General features: G+C 59.7%; 24 protein-coding genes and 1 pseudogene. 7 read left to right on the forward strand and 18 right to left on the reverse strand.

Annotated elements, in window-relative coordinates; genetic code table 11:
* Positions 1–7: 7 nt before the first annotated feature.
* On the reverse strand, positions 8–493 hold the full coding sequence (locus FIU94_RS18890; RefSeq protein ID WP_152467385.1) for a hypothetical protein: 486 nt from the start codon (positions 491–493) through the stop codon (positions 8–10).
* A 445-nt stretch (positions 494–938) separates the two neighbouring features.
* Here FIU94_RS18890 and FIU94_RS18895 point away from each other — a divergent pair, with 445 nt between their 5' ends.
* On the forward strand, positions 939–1,289 hold the full coding sequence (locus FIU94_RS18895; protein WP_152467386.1) for an MbcA/ParS/Xre antitoxin family protein: 351 nt from the start codon (positions 939–941) through the stop codon (positions 1,287–1,289).
* Entirely contained in the window at positions 1,289–1,801 is a 513-nt protein-coding gene (locus tag FIU94_RS18900) for an RES family NAD+ phosphorylase (RefSeq protein WP_152467387.1), read from the forward strand. The genes FIU94_RS18895 and FIU94_RS18900 overlap by 1 nt, the downstream gene beginning before the upstream one ends.
* A 130-nt stretch (positions 1,802–1,931) precedes the next feature.
* Here FIU94_RS18900 and FIU94_RS18905 read toward each other — a convergent pair.
* The 5 genes and pseudogenes from FIU94_RS18905 to FIU94_RS18925 all read right to left on the reverse strand — a co-directional run.
* A pseudogene (locus FIU94_RS18905) lies at positions 1,932–2,988 on the reverse strand (IS3 family transposase); the annotation flags it as partial.
* A gap of 110 nt (positions 2,989–3,098) precedes the next feature.
* Entirely contained in the window at positions 3,099–4,154 is a 1,056-nt protein-coding gene (gene repC, locus FIU94_RS18910; protein WP_152467388.1) for a plasmid replication protein RepC, read from the reverse strand.
* Positions 4,155–4,392: 238 nt separating this feature from the next.
* Positions 4,393–5,361 (reverse strand): plasmid partitioning protein RepB, encoded by a 969-nt coding sequence (repB, locus tag FIU94_RS18915; RefSeq protein ID WP_232237241.1) that lies wholly within the window; start codon positions 5,359–5,361, stop codon positions 4,393–4,395.
* Positions 5,361–6,560, reverse strand: a complete 1,200-nt coding sequence (gene repA, locus FIU94_RS18920) for a plasmid partitioning protein RepA (protein WP_152467390.1) — start codon at positions 6,558–6,560, stop codon at positions 5,361–5,363. The genes repB and repA overlap by 1 nt, the downstream gene beginning before the upstream one ends.
* A gap of 342 nt (positions 6,561–6,902) precedes the next feature.
* Entirely contained in the window at positions 6,903–7,811 is a 909-nt protein-coding gene (locus tag FIU94_RS18925) for a recombinase family protein (RefSeq protein WP_152467450.1), read from the reverse strand.
* A gap of 226 nt (positions 7,812–8,037) precedes the next feature.
* Here FIU94_RS18925 and FIU94_RS18930 point away from each other — a divergent pair, with 226 nt between their 5' ends.
* Together FIU94_RS18930 and FIU94_RS18935 are read left to right on the forward strand one after the other, a co-directional pair.
* On the forward strand, positions 8,038–9,105 hold the full coding sequence (locus FIU94_RS18930; RefSeq protein WP_043754163.1) for a hypothetical protein: 1,068 nt from the start codon (positions 8,038–8,040) through the stop codon (positions 9,103–9,105).
* A gap of 202 nt (positions 9,106–9,307) precedes the next feature.
* Entirely contained in the window at positions 9,308–9,973 is a 666-nt protein-coding gene (locus FIU94_RS18935; RefSeq protein ID WP_152467391.1) for a L,D-transpeptidase, read from the forward strand.
* Between the two features lie 39 nt (positions 9,974–10,012).
* On the opposite strand, the gene FIU94_RS21110 is transcribed toward FIU94_RS18935, so the two are convergent.
* A complete protein-coding gene (locus tag FIU94_RS21110; protein WP_152467392.1) occupies positions 10,013–10,282 on the reverse strand; it encodes a hypothetical protein in 270 nt (89 codons plus the stop codon).
* Between the two features lie 169 nt (positions 10,283–10,451).
* Here FIU94_RS21110 and FIU94_RS18950 point away from each other — a divergent pair, with 169 nt between their 5' ends.
* Positions 10,452–12,848: a cation-translocating P-type ATPase gene (locus FIU94_RS18950; protein WP_254702697.1), complete on the forward strand. Its 2,397-nt coding sequence runs from the start codon at positions 10,452–10,454 to the stop codon at positions 12,846–12,848.
* A gap of 66 nt (positions 12,849–12,914) precedes the next feature.
* Positions 12,915–13,424 carry a murein L,D-transpeptidase family protein gene (locus FIU94_RS18955; protein WP_043755213.1) on the forward strand — a complete coding sequence of 170 codons (510 nt, stop codon included), beginning with the start codon at positions 12,915–12,917 and terminating at the stop codon, positions 13,422–13,424.
* Between the two features lie 3 nt (positions 13,425–13,427).
* On the opposite strand, the gene phnE is transcribed toward FIU94_RS18955, so the two are convergent.
* Genes phnE through FIU94_RS18975 form a run of 4 tightly spaced genes read right to left on the reverse strand, consistent with a single transcriptional unit; the run spans position 13,428 to position 17,720 of the window.
* Positions 13,428–14,186: a phosphonate ABC transporter, permease protein PhnE gene (gene phnE / locus FIU94_RS18960; protein ID WP_043755209.1), complete on the reverse strand. Its 759-nt coding sequence runs from the start codon at positions 14,184–14,186 to the stop codon at positions 13,428–13,430.
* Positions 14,186–14,968: a phosphonate ABC transporter ATP-binding protein gene (locus FIU94_RS18965; RefSeq protein WP_152467394.1), complete on the reverse strand. Its 783-nt coding sequence runs from the start codon at positions 14,966–14,968 to the stop codon at positions 14,186–14,188. Before FIU94_RS18965 ends, phnE begins: the two co-directional genes overlap by 1 nt.
* Positions 14,965–15,840 (reverse strand): phosphate/phosphite/phosphonate ABC transporter substrate-binding protein, encoded by an 876-nt coding sequence (locus tag FIU94_RS18970; protein ID WP_152467395.1) that lies wholly within the window; start codon positions 15,838–15,840, stop codon positions 14,965–14,967. The genes FIU94_RS18965 and FIU94_RS18970 overlap by 4 nt, the downstream gene beginning before the upstream one ends.
* Positions 15,840–17,720: a cytochrome c peroxidase gene (locus FIU94_RS18975; RefSeq protein ID WP_152467396.1), complete on the reverse strand. Its 1,881-nt coding sequence runs from the start codon at positions 17,718–17,720 to the stop codon at positions 15,840–15,842. Before FIU94_RS18975 ends, FIU94_RS18970 begins: the two co-directional genes overlap by 1 nt.
* Before the next feature lie 94 nt (positions 17,721–17,814).
* Between FIU94_RS18975 and mntR the strand changes: the two genes are divergently transcribed.
* Positions 17,815–18,285 carry a manganese-binding transcriptional regulator MntR gene (gene mntR / locus FIU94_RS18980; RefSeq protein WP_009820125.1) on the forward strand — a complete coding sequence of 157 codons (471 nt, stop codon included), beginning with the start codon at positions 17,815–17,817 and terminating at the stop codon, positions 18,283–18,285.
* A 243-nt stretch (positions 18,286–18,528) separates the two neighbouring features.
* Here mntR and FIU94_RS18990 read toward each other — a convergent pair whose 3' ends face one another.
* From FIU94_RS18990 to FIU94_RS19015, 7 genes are read right to left on the reverse strand one after another with little or no spacing between them, the layout of a single operon-like run.
* Positions 18,529–19,521, reverse strand: a complete 993-nt coding sequence (locus tag FIU94_RS18990; RefSeq protein ID WP_152467397.1) for a cytochrome c oxidase assembly protein — start codon at positions 19,519–19,521, stop codon at positions 18,529–18,531.
* Complete coding sequence (locus FIU94_RS18995) at positions 19,518–21,437, reverse strand: penicillin acylase family protein (RefSeq protein WP_152467398.1); 1,920 nt, start codon at positions 21,435–21,437, stop codon at positions 19,518–19,520. Before FIU94_RS18995 ends, FIU94_RS18990 begins: the two co-directional genes overlap by 4 nt.
* Positions 21,438–21,461: 24 nt before the next feature.
* A complete protein-coding gene (locus tag FIU94_RS20965) occupies positions 21,462–21,629 on the reverse strand; it encodes a hypothetical protein (protein WP_172975963.1) in 168 nt (55 codons plus the stop codon).
* Positions 21,629–23,200 carry an apolipoprotein N-acyltransferase gene (gene lnt, locus FIU94_RS19000; RefSeq protein ID WP_254702698.1) on the reverse strand — a complete coding sequence of 524 codons (1,572 nt, stop codon included), beginning with the start codon at positions 23,198–23,200 and terminating at the stop codon, positions 21,629–21,631. The genes FIU94_RS20965 and lnt overlap by 1 nt, the downstream gene beginning before the upstream one ends.
* Positions 23,197–23,691, reverse strand: a complete 495-nt coding sequence (gene lspA / locus FIU94_RS19005; protein ID WP_081979728.1) for a signal peptidase II — start codon at positions 23,689–23,691, stop codon at positions 23,197–23,199. The genes lnt and lspA overlap by 4 nt, the downstream gene beginning before the upstream one ends.
* Positions 23,675–24,457 (reverse strand): ZIP family metal transporter, encoded by a 783-nt coding sequence (locus tag FIU94_RS19010; RefSeq protein ID WP_043754952.1) that lies wholly within the window; start codon positions 24,455–24,457, stop codon positions 23,675–23,677. The genes lspA and FIU94_RS19010 overlap by 17 nt, the downstream gene beginning before the upstream one ends.
* Before the next feature lie 22 nt (positions 24,458–24,479).
* Positions 24,480–24,938 (reverse strand): DUF411 domain-containing protein, encoded by a 459-nt coding sequence (locus FIU94_RS19015; RefSeq protein WP_152467399.1) that lies wholly within the window; start codon positions 24,936–24,938, stop codon positions 24,480–24,482.
* Positions 24,939–24,941: the final 3 nt, after the last annotated feature.

Below are 24,941 nucleotides of genomic sequence, written 5' to 3' on the forward strand. Positions count from 1 at the left end.
TTGGGGATCAGATTGACCGACGGGGTCGCGGATCATTGAGAATCCTCGCACCGAGCTTTTCGACCATGTCGATGTAGGTGCTCAGCGAGACAGACTTGCCGGCACCCGAATGGCCAGGGTCGACCGATCCGCCTCGCACCACCCGCGGCAGGTTCGCGAAGGCAATAACATCGGTGACGGGTCGGATATCGATGAAGGGCGTCCCGAGTGCGACCGCAAGAGCGGCCAAGGGAAAGCGCTCGATCGGCGCAAAGGTCGACACGGTAGTCCAGCCGAGATGGAGGAACGTCCCACCCTCCCCGCAGATCACGTGCGCGTTTGGCAGAGTCGCAGCCTGCCTGAGATAGCCGAGATCGCGGAGAACGGCTTTCCGCTCGAGCCGCCGGGCCAGCTCCGTCTCGCCGGTTCGGCGCAGTTCTCTAAGCCGCCACCAGGAGGCAGCGGTTGCGCGCAACACGCGCAAGACACCTGTTTGCATGGGAATGCCCTTCATCAGAAACGGCAGACCGGAACCCGGCCCGGACCCATCTGAGGGACCCCAAAGGCCCTCATCCGTCAGTCACAAAACCCGAAGAACACTTTCTCTTTCCAACCGCCAACTGGACCGCGGAAACTGACAAGGGTCCGACACCACCGCGGTTCCCAAGGGCTTCATACAGTCAGTGCCGGTTGGGGTCCAAGATCGGCAAGGAATATCGGCAACCCCAGCCCGGACGCGGCAATCGTCGCCCTATTATCAATGACTTATCTGATTTTCTCGATCGGCAAAAATCGCGCCTGCTGCGACTTTTCGGGCCCAAAAATCTGGATGTCCGACGTTCAGAGCAATCCCGCGTTACGGATTAGCTTGGGAAACGAAGGTGCTGCACCCCCTGCCACCTTGCAATTCAGCAATAATGTCGCTATATACCGTCATTATCACTGTAGGGGCATAGATCATGCACATCACGAACTTTGCAGAAGCTGGGCAATTCGAACCGCGCAAGATCGCCGCAGCCTTGCGCACTTCGGCTGAGGAAATCGCATTGACCGTTGGCTTGGGCAAAGATGCGTTGCAGAGGCGAACCCGCATCGGTTCGGACAAGACGCAGCGTCGCCTGCGCGAGTTGGTTGAGGTGCTGAACAAAGTCGAACCGCGCTTCGGCTCAGAACTGATGGCCTATGCATGGTACCGGTCAGAGCCCCTGCCCGGCTTTGATGGCCGGACAGCCATGCAGCTGGTGCAGGAAGGCAAAGCTCAGCAAGTTCTGGAATACATCGATGCGGTCGATGCGGGCGTCTTTGCCTGATGCCGCTGAAAGATGGGCGCTACACAGGGCCACTCTATCGCGCCCTGAACCCGGTCTATGCGCGTGAACCTCTCTCCGGACGAGGCGCTGAACTCTATGGAGGGCGCTTCAACGCCAAGGGCACCCCTACGCTCTACACCTCGCTGGATCCCGCGACCGCTCTTAGAGAAGCCAACCAGGTCGGCAGCCTGCAACCCACGATCCTGGTGTCCTACAAGGCCGACCTTGGGCCTATTTTCGATACCCGCCATCAGGACGGACTTGACCGGTATGGCGCGACCGAGGCGATGCTTGCCGACCCTGTATGGCGCATGAAGATGCTCGATGGCCAATTGGTGCCGACACAGGAGTTAGCACGCGCCCTCAATGCGGATGGGTTTGCAGGGCTTCTGATCCAGAGTTTTGCCAAGGGCGCGTCATCATCAGACTTCAACATCGTTTTGTGGGGCTGGGCTGGCAAAAACGGTTCTTTGGAAGTTGTGGATGACGAAGAACGGCTGTCACGCATGTGAGTTGTGAGACTTGGTGCCGGATCTGTCCACCGCGGTGGACATCGGCCGGTCGGAGAAACACGGAATGACCGCGCAGAAGCGCCCTATTGGAATTTGGCTCGGTAGCTATGATGCGTGTGGAAAGACCGCGGGTCATCCTGCCGTTACCCATGTTGGGCCGTTCGTGGTTGTAAGACCAGAGCCACTCCGTGGCAATCTGCTGAACCGCCTCAATGCTTTCGAAAATGTAAAGGTCCAGCCATTCGTGCCGGACCGTCCGGTTGTAGCGCTCGACATAGGCATTCTGCTGGGGCTTGCCGGGTTGGATATAAGACAGGGTGATGCCCTTGTTCTCAGCCCATTCCATGAGGGTGCCGCTGATGTATTCCGGGCCCTTATCGAAACAAATTGTTCCAAGAGCACCGCGCCATTCGATGATCTGGTTCAGCGCCCGCACGACCCGCTCAGCAGGCAGCGAGAAGTCGATCTCGATGCCCAAGCCCTCGCGGTTGAAATCATCCAGGACATTCAACAGCGAAAACTGGCGACCGTCGCCGAGGCGATCCGCCATGAAGTCCATCGACCACACCTCGTTCGGTGCGTCCGGCACAGCCAGCTCATCAGGTTTGTCCCGCTTCATCCGTTTGCGCAGCTTGATCCTGCGGTTCAGTTCCAACTCGCGGTAGATCCGATACACCCGCTTGTGGTTCCAGCCATGCCCCTAGACGTTGCGCAGGTAGAGAAAGCACAGACCGAAGCCCCAGCTCTTCTTCGCTGCTGTCAGCCCCAATAGCAGATCCGCGATTTGCTCGTTCTCATCGTCTAGGTTGGGGCTGTACCGATAGCAGGTCTCACTGACGTCGAACGCCCGGCACGCCAGCGCAATGCTGACCCCCTTCATCGCCACCGCTTTCACGGCCAACTCTCGGCGCTGAGCTCGCCGTCTCATTTTTTCCAAGCGCCTCCTTCAGGAGGTCATTCTGCATGCTGACGTCGGCATACATGCGCTTCAGGCGTCGGTTCTCCTCGGCCATCGCCTTCATCTCGCTAATCAGGCTGGCGTCCATGCCGCCGTACTTCGCCCGCCATTTGTACAGCGTGGCGCTGCTCATGCCATGTTCCCGGCACAGTTCGGCGGCAGGCACAACGCCCTCCATCTGGCGCAGCACGCCCATGATCTGCGCCTCGGTGAATCGTGTCTTCTTCATCGGAATCTCCTCGTTCATCCTGCCGAGAAAATTTTTCTTCCGCATCTCCTTTAGATCGGTGGGTATTACCATTGGACTAGTTGCCGGTCAGACGTCCACCGCGGTGGACACTAGGCGGTTTGCATAGCAGTTTTGGATAGACGCTTGATCAAAGCCATTGGATCAAACTGGTCTTGACGTTGGCCCAAGGTAATACTGTGAAAATACGCTCCAAAGTCCCTGATACGTTTTCCAAGTTGTAGCATGATGAAGATCGCGCATGACGCTTTCTGAGCTCCGACTGCATTCTTGGCTTTTTCGAATGTATCTGGGTGAATCCCCATCATGGGTGCAAGTGTTCGAGCATGGTTTTCAATTTCCAACCAGTTTCTAAGTCTCTCTGTGGAGAACGACGTCGCTTGATCGCAAACTGAGGTTAGCAAGTCTGGTTTCAGAGCTTCATTGCCTATGTTGCTATCTAAATCTTTTTTTTCTTCTTCAGACTTAGATTGGTGCCGGACAGTTTGTCCGTCATTGGCGGGCAATTCTACAGTTTCTGGTGGGTCATCTGGGGTATGTAAACTCTGGCATTCTCTGTCTGTGTCTGCGAGTAGCGCGTGGTATTCAGGAAGGCTCAGCTTCCTGCGTAGAGCTCTCCGTGCGTGGCTGATGAATGTGTTGCTGGGATCATGCTCTTCCAAGTGGGCGAGTTTTGTGAGGATCTGTTTGCGGGCAAATATCCGATCCCGCCGGTTATTTTCCATCTCATGTGCTATGGCGATAAGCTCGTTCGCACGTTGGAGGAGGGGGGTTAGAGATAGTCCATAACTGATGCATTCCCCGCTGGACGAGCGAACGCGGTAGCGCTTTCGGTTCGAGCTGTCATTGCGCTTGATGAAACCGAGTTCAACGAAACGGTTGATGTGTCTGCGAAGGGTCCGTTCGTCGATACCGCCGACGCGCTGGCAAATCGAGTCGTTGGACGCGAAAACCGTTTCCCCATGGCCGGGCTTCAAGAAACTGAGCATGGCTTGAAGTGTTTGGATATGGCCAGGACGCAGACCGAATACGCTACGTGCATCTCTCAGTGCCCTGAAGATGGTCCAGATGTCGGTTTCAGCCGCAGAAATTGAGCCGCAAGATGCATCAGCACCATCGGTTCTGATCGATAGTTTTGTAAATGCCATGGTTTGTTCACGACGACCGTTCGGCCCACAACTTCCCTGTCTCTTCCCAAGATTTCGCTCAGGAAAAGGCAATAAAAATCCGTCCACCGAATCGGTGACTCTTGACCAGTTTGCTGGAGGTTGCTACATCATGAGTGCTAATCGAATGATGAGGGCTCTCCAGGGGAAACTTTGGGGGGCTCTTTTCTTTCTGGTCTTCGCTTTTCTCCTCTGCTCGCGTTACTCGGTGTGGCTTGGGTTAGGACCCAGAGCCGCTCTCATTCCGCCACTGTTTGAAGAGCTGCAAAAGCGTTGCCTCCGCGCGCTCTTCGAACCATCGGCCGAATTCTGGGTTGTCCTTCTTGGCGATCTTGATGGCGATCGTTTTCTGATCGACTGTCAGTGTTCCCACGGAGCTACCGTCCCCGTCTTTGACGACGGACGTTAGGCTGCGGTTGGCTTGCTTCTTGTCGCTACGCGCCTTGTTCGAGCAAGCCGAGTAGACTGCCTGAAACTTCTCCGCGCTTGGAGTGTCGTCGGGCAGGGCGGCAATTGCCTCTTTGGCCGTGTTCACCAGATCTATCTTTTTTGAGAACGCGGCCAGGTCACCCCACTGCCGTCGTCCGATGCCATGTGCCGGCCCGATCAGCTGTACAAGCCCTTCTGGCAGTTGCTCTATGACGACGCGATGGTTGGATACGCCCTGCCGTGTCAAGCCTAGAGCATCCTGAATAACGTTTGGCTTGTAACCTGATTCCTGCATCTCTTTGATAAAAAGAGATTTCTCGATGAAAGACGGGTCTAGTCGGAGGTTGTTCTCTTGGCCCTGTGCGATCAGAGATGCGTCGTCATCCAAGGTTCGAACGATCGCCTTGACCGTTCCGCCGACCATGCGGATCGCTGCAAGTCTGCGTCGGCCGTAGATGATACGGTATCTGTCCGGTTGGGCCGATGGACGGACCATAATTGGCACTTGTTGCCCATGCTTGCGAATGCTTTCGGCCAACTCATCAATACTGGAATCCTCCAGTACCAACCGATCGCGCAGACCATCCATGTCAATCTGATCGGGCTCGATGTCCCGAATGGAATTCGCGGTAATCTCGCGCAAAGAGTCGCGCAATCCGCCAACAGATCCTGGCAGTTTTGCCGCTTTTGGCGGGGTAGGGGAGGGGGCCGCGCTCTGCTTCTCGTCCTTTGGAGGCTGATTGAAGATATTTCGGGCCATCAGCGACGCCCCCATGCCATTTGGATTGTTTGTTCCAACTCATCGCCAACGCCGTTCACGCTGGTCAGAGCGCGATCAATCGTTTTCCTGATGAACTGGCTCGGATCAACTTCGTAGACGGTTTGCTGGGTCATGCCGGCGTCCGAGATTGCTGTAGACTTCAGCATTGGCTCAGTCATGACCTGACCGGCCAAGATCGATCTCAGGTAGCCCGCCATTTGCGTCTGAGGCCCGTCCGAAGGCTCGTATCTCGTTATCAAGAACTTAACGAAGTCCCAGGTAACGCGCCGGCCAATGGCTTCTTCGACAGCCTTCACCGTTTCCGAAGCAAGCTTGAGGAACTGGCTCATAGAAGCAATGTCGAGCATGCCTGGTACCACCGTTACCAGGAGCCCCGTCGAGGCTGCCAACGCCGTTAGGGTAAGAAAACCAAGTTGAGGTGGACAGTCGATCAGAACGATGTCGTAATTCGCCTCTACTTCCTCAAGCGCTAAGGCGAGACGCTCCGCAAATATGGGCTGCACCCGGCGGGCGAGGGCGTTTGCCGTCTCAGTTTCGTATTCCGAGAGCATTAGGCCCGCTGGGACCATATCGAGCTTATGGAAGTAAGTTTTTTGGATAACGGCCGAGAGCGGAACTTGTTCCTCATATCTCAGGGCATCATAGATTGTGCCGCCTTCAGCGAACTCGAGCTCAGGCCGAAAGCCGAAAAAGGTGGTCAAACTTGCCTGCGGATCGAGATCCAAGACCAACACTCGGTAACCTCGCAAAGCATACCGTTGTGCAAGATGGATCGTTGCTGTTGTTTTTGATGATCCGCCTTTGAAATTGACGACAGATATCACCTGGAGACGATCGCCGTCACGTCGACCAGGGCGGTAGCTTTCTGCGTTCTTTCCGGTGCGCCCCAGAATGTCGCGCAGCTTATCGATCTCCTGGGCTGTGTAGAACCGGTGTCCGCGGTTGTCTGTTTGAACTTCCGGGAAGCTGCCGTCCTTGTGCCGGTTGCGCAGGTTAGATGTGCTCACGCGCAGGAGGCTGGCAACTTCGGTAGAACTGAAACGGCGCAGGGACTTTCGTTCTTCGGGCTCGAAAGCGATCTTCATCTGGCGATCCAAAGATTCAGCCAGATTGTCGGCAAATGCTCCGATGTCGGAAGAGCCTATGCCTTGCGCGTATCCAACGTTACGATCATCCATGTCCTGCCGCCCACTCTCGGCCTCTGTTGAGGCTCTTGGTCATTCTGACGGTGTACAGCGCGTCTGACGCGTTTTGCCGTCAGAACGGGAATGCCACGATCAAGTGAGTCCGGCAAGAAGAATCTAGATGTAGTGTGAAAGTTATCCACAGCACCAATACGTACAGTCACATCAAGATAACCGCAAGTTGTTGATTTTACGGCAATAAGTCCACAAGACCGTGCTTCAAGCCGCTCATGAGGATTGTTTGGACGGTATTGGCTAAACCCATGCAACCAATGGCACAATTGACCTTCTGACAGTGTTTGGAGCGATAGATTCAGCTGTTTGAGCCTCTGCTAGTTACAGTTGGGAGTGAGCCGATTCTGATGAAATTAGGCCAAGCCGCTCCGCGCGTTCGAGCAACATTTTGACCGAAGACGGCTGCCAGCTGGTACGACCTCGAGGGGTCCGTTCGCGCATCGATTCCAGCCGGTCGCAGATCGCCTGCAGCGTGATTTCGGGGTCCGCGCCTTTGATCGCTGCGACGATGGCCGGCAGGCGGTCATTGGTTTCGCGGCGTCCGGCGCGGCCAAGCACCTCGGCAGGAAGGAAACCGTCTCTGACATAGGCCTTCACAGCGCGGAGCAGTCGGCTTTGTGTCCAATGGCGATCTGGGGACAGTCGGCCATTGATGATCCGCAGCAGGTCTTCCCAGGCCATATCCGGCCGCAAGCGGCGCACATGGGGCACCCAATCCTGCGCGGTCTCGTTGAGGCGCTCCATATAGCCGTCCTGTCGCGCAAGCCGCACCTTGCGCAGCGCGGCGGGATCCTTGGCGCGTAGCCCAGGATTGCCACCAACGCGCCCTTTGGCGCGCGCAGAGGCAAGCCCGGCCTTGGTGCGTTCGCGGATCAGAGCGCGCTCGAACTCGGCCGCGGCACCCAGAACCTGCAGCGTGAACTTGCCTTGCGGGGATGCGGTGTCGATGGGATCCTGCAGGGAGCGGAAGAAGGCGCCCTTGGCCTCCAGACGTTCGATCACCTCCAGCAAGTGCGACAGAGACCGCGCAAGCCGGTCGATCCGCACAACGACCAGCGTATCGCCGCTCTGGACGCGTTCGAGCACGCGTGCCAGCACCGGTCGCGCGCGATTGCCGCCCGAGGCGTGCTCTTCAAAGATCTCGACGCAACCCGCAGTTTGCAGGGCCTCAGACTGGGGCAGGGGGGTCTGATCCTCTGTGGAAACACGGGCGTAGCCTATCAGGGGCATGAAATCGGGCCGTTTGCAATTTAAGGTATCGCTAATAAACGACCGTTTGTAAGCGAATGCAAGGACGCTCTCTGTGGCTTGGTTCAACGGAAAGCCCTTGGTTTCCATAGGCTGAGCGCGATGTGAGAGCCCTCGCCGACCATCGCCCCCGCGTACTATATAAAGAGCGTGGGCGCACTCCGACAAAACCCTTTGGTAAAGTGCAAAATTCTAGTATTTTGCACATATGAAGCCTAAAGCGCCTACGTTACATGATGATTTTGATGCTCTCTTCCTCGACGCTGAAGAGGTGGAACAGTCGTCAGAGGAGGATCTTTGGTTCCTGCCCGGTCCGATGGAAGAAGAGCCGGATTATCTGCCACCCGGACCACGGGCCGAACCGCGTGAAACCGAAGTCCTTGATGAATGGCGGAAAGCAGAGGCGGGTCTCGCCGCGCGTCTTGCCAGTGTAGCTGGTCGCGTCGGCGCGCTGGACGACCGCCTGAAGCGCGGCCCCGAAGGATGGCGACACAGGCTTGCCCTGATCGAGGCAGCTGACCTCAGCTGGTTTGTGGGTGATCGTATCGGCCCGGATCGCCTTGCTCTTTGGATATCCATGCGCCTATCAGGCGTTCAGGAGGACACCGCAGCACTCGCGCGTGTCGGATGGGCAGTTCGCCGTTTGAGCGGCGGGCCGGGGCCCGAGGTGGACCTTTCCGCTTTTCTCGACCGCCGCGATCCCGAGAACCTTGGTGATGATGCCGAACCTTTCATGAATCGTGCGAGCGGATGGCTGGATCTGATGGTGCGATCTGTCGATCTGCATCCGATCAGCCGCGCCTGCATGGGCTTCCACCTCTGGAACCTCGCTGGTCTCGGACAGCACGGAGACGGGATGGAGGCGGCAGTCACAGCCGCGAGGATTGCGGCCGGTGAGGGAAGGGGGGCGGTCTTTGTACCTCTGGCCATGGGCGGATCAGGGGGGCTGCGCGCTGGCGGCCCACCCGCTGATCGTCTGGCGCGTTGGCTCGATGGGATGATGACAGCATCCTTGAGCGCGATGCGGCACCTAGACGACATAGAGGCATGGGCTATGCGCGCAGACGCCGAAATGGCACTGCTCTCGGGCAAGACGCCACCTGCTCTCCGCGCCTTACTGACCGAGTGGCCACTCGTCTCTGCACCGATGACTCAAATCTTGACTGGCGCCAGCCGCGCCGCCGTCCAGCGCAACCTTGGCTGGTTGGAAGCGCGGGGTCTGATCCGTGAGGTGACCGGGCAGGGGCGCTATCGGATGTGGCGCGCAACGATATAGTAGAGAAACCTTTTTGGATTTAGCCCTTTGCTGACCCAGTTGGCGCGTAAACGTCTAGCATTGAAATCGCTATCCAATCCTCTGCTTCTCGCGGTTAAGTGAAAATTTAACCCTTGAACCTCTAGTTGCTAGACGTTTTAGCGTGGAATAAATCGATCTGACAGATCCGACACCGAAATAGAAACTGCGCGGAGCACGATACATGCTGACAAGACGACATTTCATCCAGACGACCGCCGCACTGTTCTCGGCGTCTATCTCGAGTCCGCTCCTCGCTGACACCTGGCCCATTGAAGCGGAAAAGGCTGCTTGGGATGCACAGGTTACACCGCCGGGCTACAACCCGGCCACATCAAACCCGTGGGGCCTGCATCCGCGCTTTCTGCCGCAGCGGGTTGTAGCTAAAGATGGTCTTGTGGCCGGAGACATCCATGTCGATGCTGTTGCGCGCTATCTTTACCATATCGAGGAAGGCGGAACGGCGATGCGCTATGGCGTAGCGATTGCTCGTGGCAAACTTTATGAGCCGGGCGTCTACACGATCAAGCGCAAGGTCAGGTGGCCGCATTGGCAGCCAACACAGAACATGATTGACCGCGACCCGGAGCTCTACGCCGACATCGCTGACGGTATGGAACCCGGACCTGAGAACGCGCTCGGGTCACGGGCGCTTTATCTCTATGTCGGGGACCGGGACACCTATCTGCGCATCCACGGTACACCACACCCGCGAAGCATCGGCGGCCGAGCAAGTTCCGGTTGCGTCCGGATGGTCATGGCGCACATAAATGATCTGTATCCGAATGTGGAAATTGGCTCGACGGCGTTCCTATATTCAGCCGAGGACAGCGTGACTCCGCAGAGTTGACCCAAGCCGCGCCGTCAATCCGACGCTCGAACGCGCCAATCAGGATTGGCGCGCGACGCAGATGGGATTGCCGCCTGCCGATCGCAACGGGACCAACGTCGTTTCAACCGGCCCACTATGCGCATACCAATAGCAGTTATCTTCGGAACGTAGCCGTGCCGTGTTGAGATCCTGGTCGGGCGCAGCGAGGGTTGCGACAGACTCTGGAATATTCCCGATCCTGAATGGATCGTTGCCTTCCTTCGGAGGTACCGCACAGCCAGCCAGGGCCAATGTTGCAACCATGATCACCGTATATTTTTGAAGCATGTCTATCTCACTCTTTGGCAGGTCAGCCGCGTCCACAGACTTGGCAACGCGTTTCAAGGTTCCGCAGGTCGGTGTCCTTACTTGACCAAGTTTTTGTTTTAGCTCTTGAAGCTCTAGTTACTGTAGGGGCTATCTCAATGTGGAATGAACGAATCCCGAGGTCAATCCCATGTCTTCCAATGGCCACCGCCACGACCACAAGCACAGCTCTGACTGCAGTCACGATCATGTTGATGATCACAAACATGCGAGCGTAGCTCGCCACTCTCATGGAGATGGTGCTGCGTGCTGCGGTGCTGGAGCCAACACGGGACCGGCAGAATCCATCCCGTCGAATGGGCGAAGTTTTCAAGTTTCCGGTCTGGATTGTGCCGAAGAGGTGGCAATCCTGAATAGGGTGGTCGGTCCAAAAGTCGGCGGGACTGAGCATCTGGCGTTCGATGTCATCAATGGGCGGATGACGATTCTGGATACCGCAGTCGGGATTTCGGACAACGAGATTTCGCAACTGGTCGCGAGTACCGGCATGAGCGCAAAACCGTGGGACGCCGACAACGCAGCAGAGAATCAGGCCGCGCATCTGGCACGTCAAAAGCGGTTTACCGCGCTCAGCGGCGGCTTCTGGGTGGCAGGTTTTCTCTACCACATCGTCGAAACCGGCATGGGTGGTGCGCTCGGGCTATTCGCAGGGCACGGAGAAATGCCGATGCCACTCGCGGAAGCAGGGTTATTCGCGGTGGCAATTCTCTTCGGGGTCTGGCTGGTCGCGCCCAAGGCTTGGTCTTCCGCGCGACGGTTTTCCCCTGACATGAACTTGTTGATGGTGGTCGCAGTGGCGGGTGCCATCGGGCTGGGCGAATTCTTCGAGGCCGCGACGGTTGCGTTTTTCTTCTCACTTTCGCTTTACCTTGAGAGCTGGAGTGTGGGGCGGGCCCGCAACGCGGTATCGGCCTTGCTGGATCTGGCGCCGCCGACAGCTTGGGTGATCCGATCAGATGGCAGCGAAACCGATGTGCCTGCGGCAGAGGTCGCCGTGAACGATCGCTTCATTGTGCGCGGCGGCGACCGCATCCCCCTCGACGGTGAAGTGGTGGAGGGTTCGGGAGCCGTCGATCAGGCTCCCATTACCGGAGAAAGCGCGCTCGTGCCAAAGGAGCCGGGCGATGAGGTCTATGCCGGCACGATCAACGGCGAGGGCACACTGACGGTGCGGGCGACGAAGGCCGCCTCGGACACGGTGCTCGCGAAAATCATTCGCATGGTGGGCGATGCCCATGCCCGCCGCGCGCCGGTCGAACAGTGGGTGGCCAAGTTCGCGCGCATCTACACACCCATCGTGATGGCTCTGGCGATCGCCATCGCGCTGGTGCCGCCACTCCTGCTCGGCGGCGCCTGGGACTACTGGTTCTACAACGCTCTGGTCCTTCTGGTCATCGCATGTCCTTGCGCGCTGGTCATTTCTACGCCGGTTTCCATCGTTGCGGCGCTGACCGCGTCGGCCCGGGCGGGGGTGCTCATCAAGGGCGGCGCCTATGTCGAGGCGCCGGGGCGGACCACGGCACTGGCGATGGACAAGACCGGGACGATCACCATGGGCGAGCCTGAGGTGGCGGCGGTTCACCCGCTGATCGGCGTTCCCGCCCGCGATCTCATGGCGCTGGCAGCAAGCCTGGAGGCGCGGTCTTCGCACCCGCTGGCACGCGCCATCCTCGCGCGCGCCGAAGCCGATGGTGTTTCCGTGCCTGCCGCAGAGGACACCCGCACCGTGCCCGGGCGCGGTCTGGAGGGACGCGCCGACGGGCGCGCTATCTGGCTCGGCTCGGATCGGTTCGCCGAAGAGAAGGGGTTCGGCAATGCCATTCCGGCGGATCTGCGGGATCGGATCGAAGGGGCTGGGAGCACCCTCGTTGCCGTGGGTGACGAGACCGGCGTGACCGGCGTACTGGAGCTTCGCGACCGCATCCGCCCCGATGCCAAGGGGATCGTTGCGCGGCTGCACGCGCAGGGAGTGAAGACCATCGTGATGTTGACGGGCGACAACGAACGCACCGCACGCGCGGTGGCAGCCGAAGTCGGCATCGACGAGGTGCGCGCCGAACTTTTGCCAGAAGACAAGGTGACGGCCATTGAGGAACTCGTCGAAAGCCACGACATGGTGGCGATGATCGGCGATGGTGTGAATGACGCACCGGCCATGGCGCGGGCGCATTATGCCATCGCCATGGGCGCTGTCGGATCGGATGCCGCGATCGAGACGGCCGACATCGCGCTGATGACCGACGACATCGGCAAGGTACCCTGGCTTATCGGCCATTCGCGCCGTGCCATGACGATCATCCACCAGAATATCGGTATATCGCTGGCGACCAAGGCGCTGTTCGTCGGGCTGACCGCGTTTGGCATGGCCTCAATGTGGGGCGCCATTGCTGCGGATGTAGGCGTGTCTCTGCTGGTGGTCGCCAACGCACTTCGGCTCCTGAACGGCCATCAGGTTGAGGCCGGGCCTTCAGGCGGAGAACCGGTGGGCGAGCAGATGGCGAAGGGAGCACTGGCGCACGGTCATTGATCCGGCGGTTTCGGTAGAGTAACGTCTGACATCAACTAGACCTCGCAAAAGGGGCGTTGAGCAGTGATGAATACCAGAATTCCACGGCGGGTCTTGCTGTTGGGCGGATTGGCCGCCCTCCTGTCAGGCTGTGCCAGCAAGTTCCGGTCCTACAACGGACCCGAAGTGACCCGGCTGCGTATGTACAAGGCGCAGAGGCTGCTGGTTCTTGACGGCGCGGATGATGTCTTGCGGACCTATCCCATCGGATTGGGCTTCGCGCCCGAAGGCCACAAGCAGTTCGAAGGGGACGGCCGCACGCCGGAGGGCTCCTACGTGATTGACCGGCGCAACCCGGACAGCCTCTTCCACCTCTCGATCGGCATCTCATATCCCAATGAGGCCGACATCGCGTTTGCGGAGGCGCAAGGCCGATCTCCGGGAAAGGACATCTTCATTCATGGCGGCCCAAGACGCGGGATTGACCCTGTGAATGTACGCGACTGGACCGCGGGCTGTATCTCTGTCACCGACCGGCAGATCGAGGAAATCTACGCCATGGTCAGGGACGGAACCCCCATAGACATTTATGCCTGATCGTCAGGTGAAGCGACGGCGCAGCGCAACGTTGAGCGCTTCGATGGCGATGACCATGACGACAACGGCAATCGTGACGCTGGCGGCCTTGTCGTACTGGAAGGAACGCACGTAGGTCTGGATGTAGAAGCCGATCCCGCCCGCGCCGACGATGCCGAGGATTAGCGACTCGCGCAGGTTCAGTTCGAACCGGAAGATTGTGTCCCGGGCGATGACCGGGGCCATCTGCGGCCAGATCGCATGCCTGAGCCGCACGAGCGGTCCGGCGCCGACGCTTTCCAGTGCTGCGATCGGCGCGCGGGACACGCCGTCGATTGCCTCGGCATAGAATTTTGCGAGCATCCCGGTGGCATGAAAGGCCACCGCGATGATGCCAGGCAGTGGCCCGAGCCCGACTGCGCCGACCATGAGCATGGCCACGAGAATCAGCGGCACGGCCCGGATAAAGGCTAGCAGCGCGCGCACAGGGCCGAACACCATACGCGAGACCATGGTCTCGGAGGCGAGGATGGCCAGAGGGATCGACAGGATCACCGCACCGAGGGAGCCGAGGATCGCTATTCTCAGCGTTTCCGCGCTGCCTTTCCTGATCTCGGCCATCACTGTCGGGTCAGGCGGAAACATGCGACCGAGGAAATCGGCGATCCGCGGGCCGGCCGACATGAGACGCGACAACTCGACGTCGGTCGTGGCGAAGGACCACAGGACCGCGGCGGCGATCAGACCACTCGTCGTAAAGCCGCCAAACCCGCGGAACACCATCAGGATACCGCCCTGAGGCCGATACCGGGGATTGGCTCAACCTCCCGATAGAGCTCCGCTGTCGCATCGTCATTCAACTCGGAGGTCGGCACATCGAAGGCGATCCGCCCGCCACGAATGCCGATGATGCGCCGCGCGAAACGCCGTGCCAAATCGGGTTGGTGCGACGAAAACAGCGCCGTCGCGCCGCGCGCTTGCGCCGCCCCAGTCAGCAGCGCCAGGACCTCTCCGGCACGCTCGGGGTCTAGATTGCTCACCGGTTCGTCGGCGAGGATCAGACGCGGTTCCTGGGCCAGGCACCGCGCGATGGCCACACGCTGCCGCTGACCGCCGCTGAGACTGTCGACCCTGCGTTCGGTAAGATCAGCAATGCCGCAATCGGCAAGTGCCGTGCGCGCAATCTCCAGATCATGCGCGGTCGGTGATCCCAGCAGGGCCCGCAGTGGCGGCATGCGTCCCAGGCGCCCGTTGAGGACGTTACGCAGAACCGTGGAGCGTTCGACCAAAGCAAACTCCTGAAACACGAAACCGGTATCCGGACGGCGCGCGCTCGGCGGCGGGCGGTCGGGATCGAGCGGCGCACCCAGAACCGAGACCCATCCGGTCCAGGCCTGGAGCCTGCCGTCGAGCAGTGCCAGCAGGGTCGTCTTGCCCGCCCCGGACGGGCCGAGCAAAGCGACGCTCTCGCCCGCCGAAACCCGAAACGAGAGCCGCTCCAGCGCCGGGAGGTCCGTGCCCGTATGGGCAAAACTCAGGTCGTCTATCTCGATAGCTGTGCTCATCGCAACAGCCCGTATTGCCGTGCCAGATCGCGTACGCCGTCATAGGCGGCGCCGTCCGCCCTGACGTACCCATCCGGTCCATAAAGATAGCCCAGCTTGTTGCGGTGCTCCGGCTCGTTGAGCCGCAGCATTGCGTCGACAAAACGGTCCCGCAGGGCAGCATCGAGCCCCGGGCGAGCGATGACCAAATGGCTCGGGATCGGCGCGCTTTCCGCGATCCAGGTCACCTCCGCCTGTTGCCGCGGCGTCAGAAGCAGGTCGGCATACTGGCTGGCGCCTGCGGCATCGACCAGACCTTCGGCCATCGCCTGCATCGCCTGCTGGTAACCACCCGCGAAGAAGACGCGGCCGAAGAATGCTTCTGCCTGACCGGGGCCTTCGATCAGCCCGGCCTCCACGAATTCGGCGAGCGGATAGAGATAGCCCGATTCCGAGATCGGATCCGCGAATGCGATGTCGTGCCCGCGCAGGTCGGCGAGCGCTCGGATGCCGCTGTCGCGGCGCACGAAGATGCGGCCCGTGTAGCTCGGCGCGCCCCGGTAGACTTCGGACAGAAGCGGCACGGCACCGATCTCGGCCTCGGCCAGAACGAAGGGCAGGGCGCCCATGAAGGAGATATCCGCGTCGCCGTTTCGCAGCGCCTCGACCGCCGCTGCATGGTCGATGGTAACGAACCCTTCGACAGGGACGCCGATCTCACTGGCCAGCCAGCCGGTGATGGCCTCGATATCGCCAAGCAGCTTCTCCGGGTTCTCCTGCGGGATGAAGGCAAGCCGCAGTGCATCGTCCTGCGCGGCGAGAGGTGTCGCCAAAGACACCGCGCCCGCGCCGATCAAGGTCAGTATCGTTCTGCGGGTCAGATGGACTGGCATCAGAATGCCCTCTCTTCGATTGCGTCGGCTTCGGACTTGAACGCGGTCCAGCTTGCTTCAGCGGCCTCCCAGTCTTCCACGCGAACAGCGGCGCCGACCGCGGCCAGACGTTCGGCCAGCGCATAGACCTCGGGCCGGGCGGGGAGGTTCGACATGGTACTGGCGTCCGCCGAGAGGTCCGCGGCCACGGTGTCGGTCAGCAGCAGGATATGCTCCGCGTCCCGCCGCGGCAGTAGCGTATCGATTGTCGAGGCGAAGGTCGTCAGTTCGGCGAATGCCAGCCGGAAAGCGGTGTTCTCGGTGTCGAAGGCCTCATAGGGCTCGTCTGCCGCGCCAACGGTCTCGAGATAGGCGGTCAGATCGGCGCGGTCATCCTCGGTCAGCCCAAGCGATTTCGTCTCGTCGAACCAGTCCACGACGGCGGCCAGCGTCGGCAATGACCCCTCGTGGAAATAGGGGGCGGTATAGGCCGTGCCGAGCAGCGTGGGCGTGTCCAGCGCACCGGCGCGAGCCCCCTCGTAGCCCGGCGCGACGGAGCCGATGTCGTGGGCCTGCCGGTCGAGGAAGTTCGCGTCTGGCACGTGGCAACTGGCGCAGGACCGATCGCCGAGCCCGGCGAAGGGCCGGTTGAAGATCTTCTCGCCGCGCCGGGCGGCCGCTTGGGCCGTGTCGGTCAGGCGGCCATCAGTCGTCAGCATGGAATTCGGCAGGAAGTCGAATTCGAGCATGTAGGCGACGAGAGCGTCCATCATGAAGGGCGTCGGTTCATCCCCGCCGAACTCGTTGACGATCACGTTGCGGGTGAAATCGCGCAGGGAGGCGAAACGGCCATCGCGGCCGTAGGGACCTGTAAAACGCAAGCCGCGCAGGCTCGGAATGTCGAGCGGGTCGTCGCGCCGGTCGTTGAAGATCGGGTTGAAAAAGGCGCCGTCGACGTCGATCGTGCCTGGCTGGTGGCTTGCGCCCGGAACGAAAAGCCGCTGGTTGATGTCCGAGCGGTTGTGACAGGTCGAGCAGGTGATCCCGAGATCGCGCGCGGGGCTGCCGAAGATTTGCGCACTGTCGAACAGCATGTCGCCGTAGGCAACAAGCGGCAGATCGGTCTCGTCGATGCCCTGCTCCTCGAAGTTGAGGACGAGCAGTGGTAACGGGTCCTGATCGAAAATGTCGGAGCCCGGTGGCAGGCTTGGCGGCACCTCGATGGCGCGACCGCTGAGCACGGCGGTTTCCGGCAGGGCGCTTAACGCCCGACGCGTAGCAAAGTCGTCAACGAGGTAATTCTCGGCGAGATAGCCGGAGATGACAGCGCGCGCGGATTCCATGGTTTCGCGATCCGCAGATGTCGAGCCTGCGCCAAGTACGCCAGAGAACCCGGTGCTGCTATTGAGCTCCAGCCAAGCCAGGCCGATCCGTCTCGCAGCCTCCGAATCGGCGGCCGCGACGCCGTCCTCGAACGCACGGTAGAGTTCGCGTGCGGTTCGCAAGGCCTGCTGTGCCGTCGCAGGGTCTTCGGTCGCGAGAACCCGGTCCAGTTCCTCTTCGATCCTGAGCGCGATGAGCCGTGTCGCCTCGGCGAAAACCGCCTGACGGTCCTTGCGAGTGATGGCGTCCAGAAGGGGGGCGGGTCCGATGTCGCTGCTGCCGTCCAGCCATGCTAATGCACCGACAGAGAATTCCGAACCCCGGTAGGGCTCGGCCCAGGCGGTCACGACGTCATCCCAGGGCAGCGGTTCGAGATTTCCGAGGAAGAGAGTCAACCGGTAGGCCGCCGCCTCGGGAAGCCATGGAGCCTCCTTGGCAGGCGTCGCAGCGACAGGTCCGGACAGGACGAGCGCACTTGCGAGTGCAGCAATGAACGCTCCAAGGAATTTCTGAATCACTGCAGTCTCCGAATTCAAAAGTTAGACATGGCTAACTTATCTACCCTAAGCAAACAAGTTGTCAATCCTGCAGTTTCCCTGCAAAGTCTCAAGTATGACAAAGCTGCAATCACAGGAACATGAACCGTTCGAAACTGTCGACAGGGCTCCCGAAGCACAGGCTGAGGGGTTCGCGACCGTGCGTCAGGCACATGAGAGCGAAATGGCGGAAGATTACGTTGAACTGATCGCCGAACTGATCGAGTCGCGCGGAGAGGCAAGGCCGGTGGAAATCGCCGAACGGTTTGGAGTGAAGCCGCCGACCGTGACCAAGAACATCTCGCGGCTCAAGGCTGCTGGCCTGGTGCGGCGGGAACCTTATCGCGCCATATTCCTCACGGATGCCGGTCGGGAGTTGGCCGAGGCCTGCCGCCGGCGGCACAGGATCGTCGTCGCGTTTCTCCTCAGCCTGGGAATCGACGAAGAGACTGCGGAACGCGATGCGGAGGGGATCGAGCATCACGTCAGCACGACCACGCTGGAGGCCTTCGAACACGCCCTCCTGCAATCTCAGAGCGGCAAGTAGCGCAGCATCAAGTTCTCGCGAAATTCAGCAAAGCAAGACTCAGGAGGCGGCGGCGTCAGCAGTCAAAGGCTGGTGGGTTGGCATTTGTTCTGATGGTCAACTTTAGTGCAGAAAATCGTTCGTGTCCTCTGAGCTTGGCCAGCCCGAGATAGTGTGCCCAAAATCCCTGACTGCGACGACGGAGCAGCGAAAATGTCGATCGCGGGAAAAGACGCGGGTGCAGCCCTTGATTTGGTCCTCTGTTCAAAGCGCATAGACAATTGTCATCACCGTCGTCATGACGATCAAGAACATGACCAAGGCGCCTATGGCGAGCGTCCGGCCCATGTCGCGGTTTGGCTCTGCTACTTTCAGACGCAATTCTTCGGCCGTTTCCGGAAACTCGAGCGCCGCGGAGTTTGACCCTCGCACCAACTCGTATCGTGAATTCCAGCGACGCACCTCGGCCGCGTTCCACCCGTTCATGACCAGAATGATCGCGGCGATCATCAGCATCGAGGACGGGACCCAGATCGTGTAGCCACCCATGGTTTCGTCGGACAGGGGATCGAGAAACCCGGTTCCCGCCGTTTGGTAGGAGGCATAGAGGCTCACCTCTTTGAGTGTCGTCAAGGAACCCAGAAAAATGTTTGAAACGATCACCGCAAAACCGGAGATCAGCCTTGCGCCGCGCCTCGCGCCCTCAGGGGGATCTCTCGGGTCGAAGAGCATGCCGAAATACCAGATCCCTGCCAGCACCATCGCAAAATGGGCGAACACCTCGATCGCCGCGATGCGCTGCGCAAGTCCGTAAAGCACTGGAATCTGCCAGATAAAGAGCGACGTGATGAGCGCGGCAGTGGCGGTTACCGGATGTGCCAAGAGCCGCAAAGTAATAGATTTTCCAAGAGCGCTGAGGTATCGACGCCACCGTCTGTTCAAACCGGCTTGCAATAATCGCCACGGCTGAGAGACCGCGATGAGTAGTGGTCCTGCAAGGCGAAGGAGAAGATGCTCCACTTGGTGCACCGAAAAGAGGCTGTGCCCCAACGAAGCCAGAGGCGCATTCGTGGCCGCGAGAATACAGGTCATGCCAGCGAAGAACAGAGCTTGCCGCCAAACAGAAACCGTCCCGCGAATGCGAGCGGATCGCGCGAGGCCGCGCACGTAGAACCATGCGGCCAAGCTGACGGAAACAAGGGACACTGGCGAAATCGCATACCCAAACGGGTCGAAAAGGAGGAAGTAAGTGATCATCGGCTCCTGTCATTTTGTATTGTCGGCGTATCGACGGATACCGGTGAAAGTCGGGATGTTCCCACAGCGCCACCCCGGGCCAAGGACAGATCAGTGGACATCGGAAGGTATTTGCCCTGCATCCACATGAGAAAAAGGTTTTCATAGAAACGTGAGAGCGGGTGGCCGGACTGACCGGCTGGCGCGATGAAATAGGATCCGGCTTCTTCCGAAAACGACATGACCGCCTGAAAATTGGTGCCCGCGCTGGCCGCGAAGGGGCGGTCATTGTCAGAAGAGAACAGCGTTGCAATCAGTGTGTATGGATCGCCCGAAGATGGGGCTTCGAGAGACAGCAGATCGCTGATGATCCCACTCGATCGGATTGGCGCCCACCCCATATTCAAAGCGTGTGCTTCGCCCCAGACCCAATCTGACGGATCGGGTCCGTAGCGGTCGACAAGCCAGCCGATGGCATCATCCAGGGCCGCACGAACCTGATCCTGGCAGGTCTCGATGCGGGTGGACGGGCGGATGTCGCACCAGATTGCGCTCCCTCCGCGATCTGAAAGCACCGCAAATAGGATATCGGCATTTGGCCTGGCCCAGACCGTTGTCGCGGATGGAAATTCATCCTGAAGTATCCGTTTTTGCAACGCGCGCGCCCAGGCCCAGAACACGAGCGGTTCCGGTGAAAAGCGATCCATGTCGCCATTCCATTGGGCAAGTTGACCCAGAATATCGCCGCGAAGCTCATCTGCGCGGTTCTCTTTGAGAGCGCCTGCGGAACCCACGAACCAGAGCTCTTTTGCCATTATAGGAAGAAGCGCCCGCGCGGCAGTGCTGACCGTGTCGCGCTGCGCCGCAATCGCGCCCTCGACCGAGAATATCGGTTGCCGCACATCAAGAGCTGCCAGACGGGCGTCTCGAAACGATAAAGGCGTTTCGACCTCCCTGTCAGGCCAGCGAGCAAAGATTTCTCGGCCGATGGCAAGAATCTCCAATCCGGCTGGTGCCAGGTTCATGCTTGCGTCCATAGCATCGTTCACATCGGCGGACCGCGCCAGACGGTCAAGCATCATCAGAAAATTGCCGGCCTTGGCAGCGGTGGGACTCACTGGCTCTTTAAGGGCAGTCAGTGACAGAGATCGGAACGCCCAAGCGACGCGTTCGCTGCGACCGACGACAATGAAGGGCACACCCGGCATTGTAGCCCCAATCGCGGCTCCGGTCGGGAGTTGAATATCCGCCAGGTACCATTCAGAAGGCAGCGATAAGGGGCCACGTATATCGGCGGCGAGAATTGGTGCTCCCGAAGCTGTTCTGTCTCCAGGCAAGGCCCAAGCATCGAGGCTGACCTTGGGCGAGGTCACAAACAGCTCGGGCAAAAGAGGTCGATCTGACAAGCCGGACAGGTCACTCTGGCGTCTCTCGGGTTGAAGATCGTTCAGAAACGCTTGGGCAAGTCTGAGACTATCGACGGGTCTCCAGGCAGCGATCATTCTCTCATCCGCGATCAACAGATCGGGTGAGCCTCTGCCGCGCCCGCCTTCGGATACCAGACCAAGCCACGCGTTGACACCTGCGGCATATGCGTCGAGCGCTTGGGCTGTCGAAGGCTCGACTTCGATCGTCTGGTCAAGTGGCAACAAGGCTTGCGCTGCCCGCCTTGCCCTCAATAACTGGCCAAGCCTGTCCTGAGCGTGAACGAAACCAAGCGCGAAATAGGCGTCCGCAGCGGAGTCTGCAGAAATGTGCGGTATGGCCGCAGCATCTCGCAGAATATCGACTGGACCTTCGATTCCCGCAACACTGAAATCCTCGTCATAGTCGGGGACGGAGGCGCGCAAAAGAAAGTAGACGACACCGGATACGGCCAGTCCTGATGCAAAAATCGCCAGGAGCAAGTACAGTAATATGTTGAACAGTCGTTTCAATTCGTTGCCGGTGCCAAAGCATTCTCAAGACGTGATGCGCAAGAGGATCACCGAGGCGAAAAAAGCGATTAGGCCGAAAGCAATACCGAAGCCTGTCGCGTATTGAAGTATATCCAGGCGGTTCCCTTTCCGCCGTTGCGCCAGGTAGCCACCCCAGAGCGCCCCTCCGACAAAGCCTGCGAGCACCAGCATCACGATTCCTCCGATTTTGATTTTTCTGAATTGAAACATCGTCTGGCCGATCCGACGGTAAAGGCTAAGGCCCAGACCGCACAGATGAGCGCCAGCGATGTCCAATCACCGAAACGTGCGTAAGGTGTAGGCGCAAGCGCTGTCGGCAGGCTGGCATCTATGACTCCAGTTTGTCCGGTCTCGAGGCGCGCGATGATCTCTCCCTTGGCGTCGATGATCGCGGAAATCCCCGTGTTGGCCGCCCGGACCACAGGAAGCCCTTCTTCGACCGCGCGCATGCGCGCGGAGGCGAGGTGCTGCTCGGGGCCGATGCTGGTACCGAACCAGGCATCATTTGTTGCGTTGAAAATCCAGTCGGGGCGAAAAAGGTCATCGACCACCTGGCCCGGAAAAATGATCTCGTAACAGATCGCCACCGCGACCAGAGGCGCACCCGGGATCGCCAGCGTGCGTGGCCCTGGTCCTGGCGTGAAATCGCCCAAACCTTCGGTGAGCCGCTCAATCGGCAGCCAGCCTCTCAGGGGCACATATTCCCCGAACGGAACAAGATGATGTTTTGCATATCCCGTCAGAATTTCGCCGTTGCCGTCATAGGCTTGAACCGTGTTGAAATATCGGGTTTCCCCATCGCCCTCTACGCGGTCAGGCACTCCTGTCAAAAGGATCCTGCCGTCTGGCAGAACCGTGGATAACCGCCTGCGCGCCAAGGCGTCCTCGTCCAGAAAACCGGGAAAGGCCGTTTCCGGCCACAGCAGCAGGTCGAAGCGTCCAGGTTGCGCAGACAAGCTCAAGTATTTTTCCAGTGTTCGCTCGCGGCTCCCCGGCGCCCACTTCTCGACTTGCGGCACATTGCCTTGGACGATGCGCAAAGCGATGTCCGTCGTCGGCAAATTTGTCCCTAAACGCAACGCGCCGCCACCCCAGAGGCCCATCACCGCAACGGCGAAGAGCACGAGAACAGGCACGCGTCTATTTGGTGCCGCCACAATCAACACACCGGGCAACAGCCCGATAAAGACCGTGAGAAAGCTTAGCCCATAGCTTCCGACCCAGGCGGCGGTTTGGCGCAGGGCGGCGTGATCGACAAGGGCATAAGCGGCAAGGTTCCACGGAAACCCCGTCAGGACATGCCCCCGCAGCCATTCCAGTGCGACCCAGCAGGTTGCAAGCAGCAGGCCCGCTGCAATGCCGCCGACAGCCCGGCGCTGCATCACGGCAGCAAAAAGCATCGCTGTCAGAGCCGGGAAAATGGCCAGTCCGGCGGACAGTCCCGCGACTGCCGGAATCGCAAGGGCACCGAAACGTTCGGAATCGACGTAGAAGCTCTCGGCGATCCAGGAAACTCCAAACCCGAACTGGCCTATTCCGAAGGCCCAGCCGATGAAGAAGGCAGGCGCTGTCGAAACCTGCCGGAGCATGAGAAAAAGTGCTGAGAAGGCGACCGGAACAACGATGAGCCATGAGAATGGTGGAAGGGCTAAAACCGTTAAACCGCCCGCCATAAAGCTAATCCCTGATCGCAGGGAAATGTAACGGCCACGACCCGTCAGTGGTCGCAAGCCCGTCATCATGTGCCAGTCTGAAACTTGGCGCTCAACCAAGGGGCTATGAGCAGTAGGCCCACGCCGCCGACCACGAAAACATCCGCCATGTTGAAGGCGGGCCAATGCGTGGATCCGGCGTAGAAATCGAGGAAGTCCGTCACACCCCGAAACCGGATGCGGTCGAGGACGTTGCCGAGCGCGCCACCGATAATCGCACCATAGGCGATAGCCTCAACCGGGTTGGCAGTGCGCACCAACATGACGGTCAACCAGCCACAGACAGCGAGGGCCAACACTGTAAGGCTCCACCATGGCGCTCCACCAAGTAATCCGAATGTCACGCCATCGTTGCGCAGGTAGATGAGATTGAAACCGGGAAAGACCGGAATTCCGGCGCTCAAATCTGCCGCATTGGCGACGACAATTGCTTTTGTCACCTGATCGACAAGAAAAGCACTTCCAGCCGCAATGAAACCTTGGAAATGGGACTGTTTCATCTCATCATCCCAGCCATACATCGAGGAACAACATGATCACGAGGCCGACCGCGAGACCGAGTGTCGCCCTGTTTTGATGGCCGGAACGGTGGGTTTCCGGAATGATTTCGTGGCTGATGACGTAGAGCATCGCCCCGGCGGCAAAGGCGAGGCCCCATGGCAACAGCGGCTGCGAGATGCTGATGATCCCAGCCCCAAGAAGCCCGCCTACCGGCTCGACAAGACCTGTCAGGGCGGCAATCCCCCACGCACGGCGCCTGGAATATCCCTCACCAAGCAATGAGACCGCTACTGCGAGACCCTCGGGAGCGTTTTGCAGCCCGATGCCAATCGCAAGCGGCAAGCCACCAGAGAAACCGTCAGCCCCAAACCCGACACCAACGGCGAGTCCTTCGGGGAAATTGTGGATCGTGATCGCAATGATGAAGAGCCAGACGCGGCGCAGCGAAGCAGCGTCTGGGCCTTCCCGCCCGGTCTTGAAATGCTCATGCGGCAGCCGCTCGTTCATCAGAGCAACGGCACCCATGCCAAGCAGGAGCGCAACACAAACGATGGCCGCCGGGAGAGCACCGTTGTCGGACTGTCCTTCGGCTGCGTCGAGAGCCGGGATGATCAGCGAGAAGAACGATGCAGCGAGCATGACACCCGCTGCGAAGCCAAGCAGCAGATCGCGCGTAGCCCGGGAGGGGATGCGCCCGAAAAGAACAGGGGTCGCCCCGACCGCTGTCAGCAATCCGGCGGCCAGGCTTCCAAGAAAGCCAAGGGTAATTGGGGAGAAGGGTTCCAAGCGCTGAGGTCTCGCCGATACGTCAATCAGCGGCCGAATAGCTACTAAAGATCTCGGTCGATCCATCGCCGCGGATCAGGAAGACGTCATAAGCCTCACGATCATCCTCCGGTCCCATGCCCGGCGAGCCATAGGGCATTCCCGGCACCGCCAGCCCCACCGCATCTGGACGCTCATCCAACAAACGCTGAATGTCTGATGCCGGCACATGACCCTCGATCACGTAGCCGTCGACCAAAGCCGTATGGCAGGAGACCATGCGCTGAGGCACGCCATTGTCGAGTTTGAAGCGCACAAGAGTTCCCCCGAACATGTCCTCGCCTGTCGGTGCGAAGCCGTTTGCCTCGAGGTGCTTCATCCAGGACAGGCAACACCCGCAGCCATTTGTCTTCCGGACTTCGATCTGGATCGCATCGGCGACAGCTTGTGCCGCGGGAAACATGGCCAGCGTGACTGCAAGGGCGGGAGCCAGTCGTTTCATGGA

It is taken from the genome of Sulfitobacter sp. THAF37 (assembly GCF_009363555.1).
GTDB lineage: Bacteria > Pseudomonadota > Alphaproteobacteria > Rhodobacterales > Rhodobacteraceae > Sulfitobacter.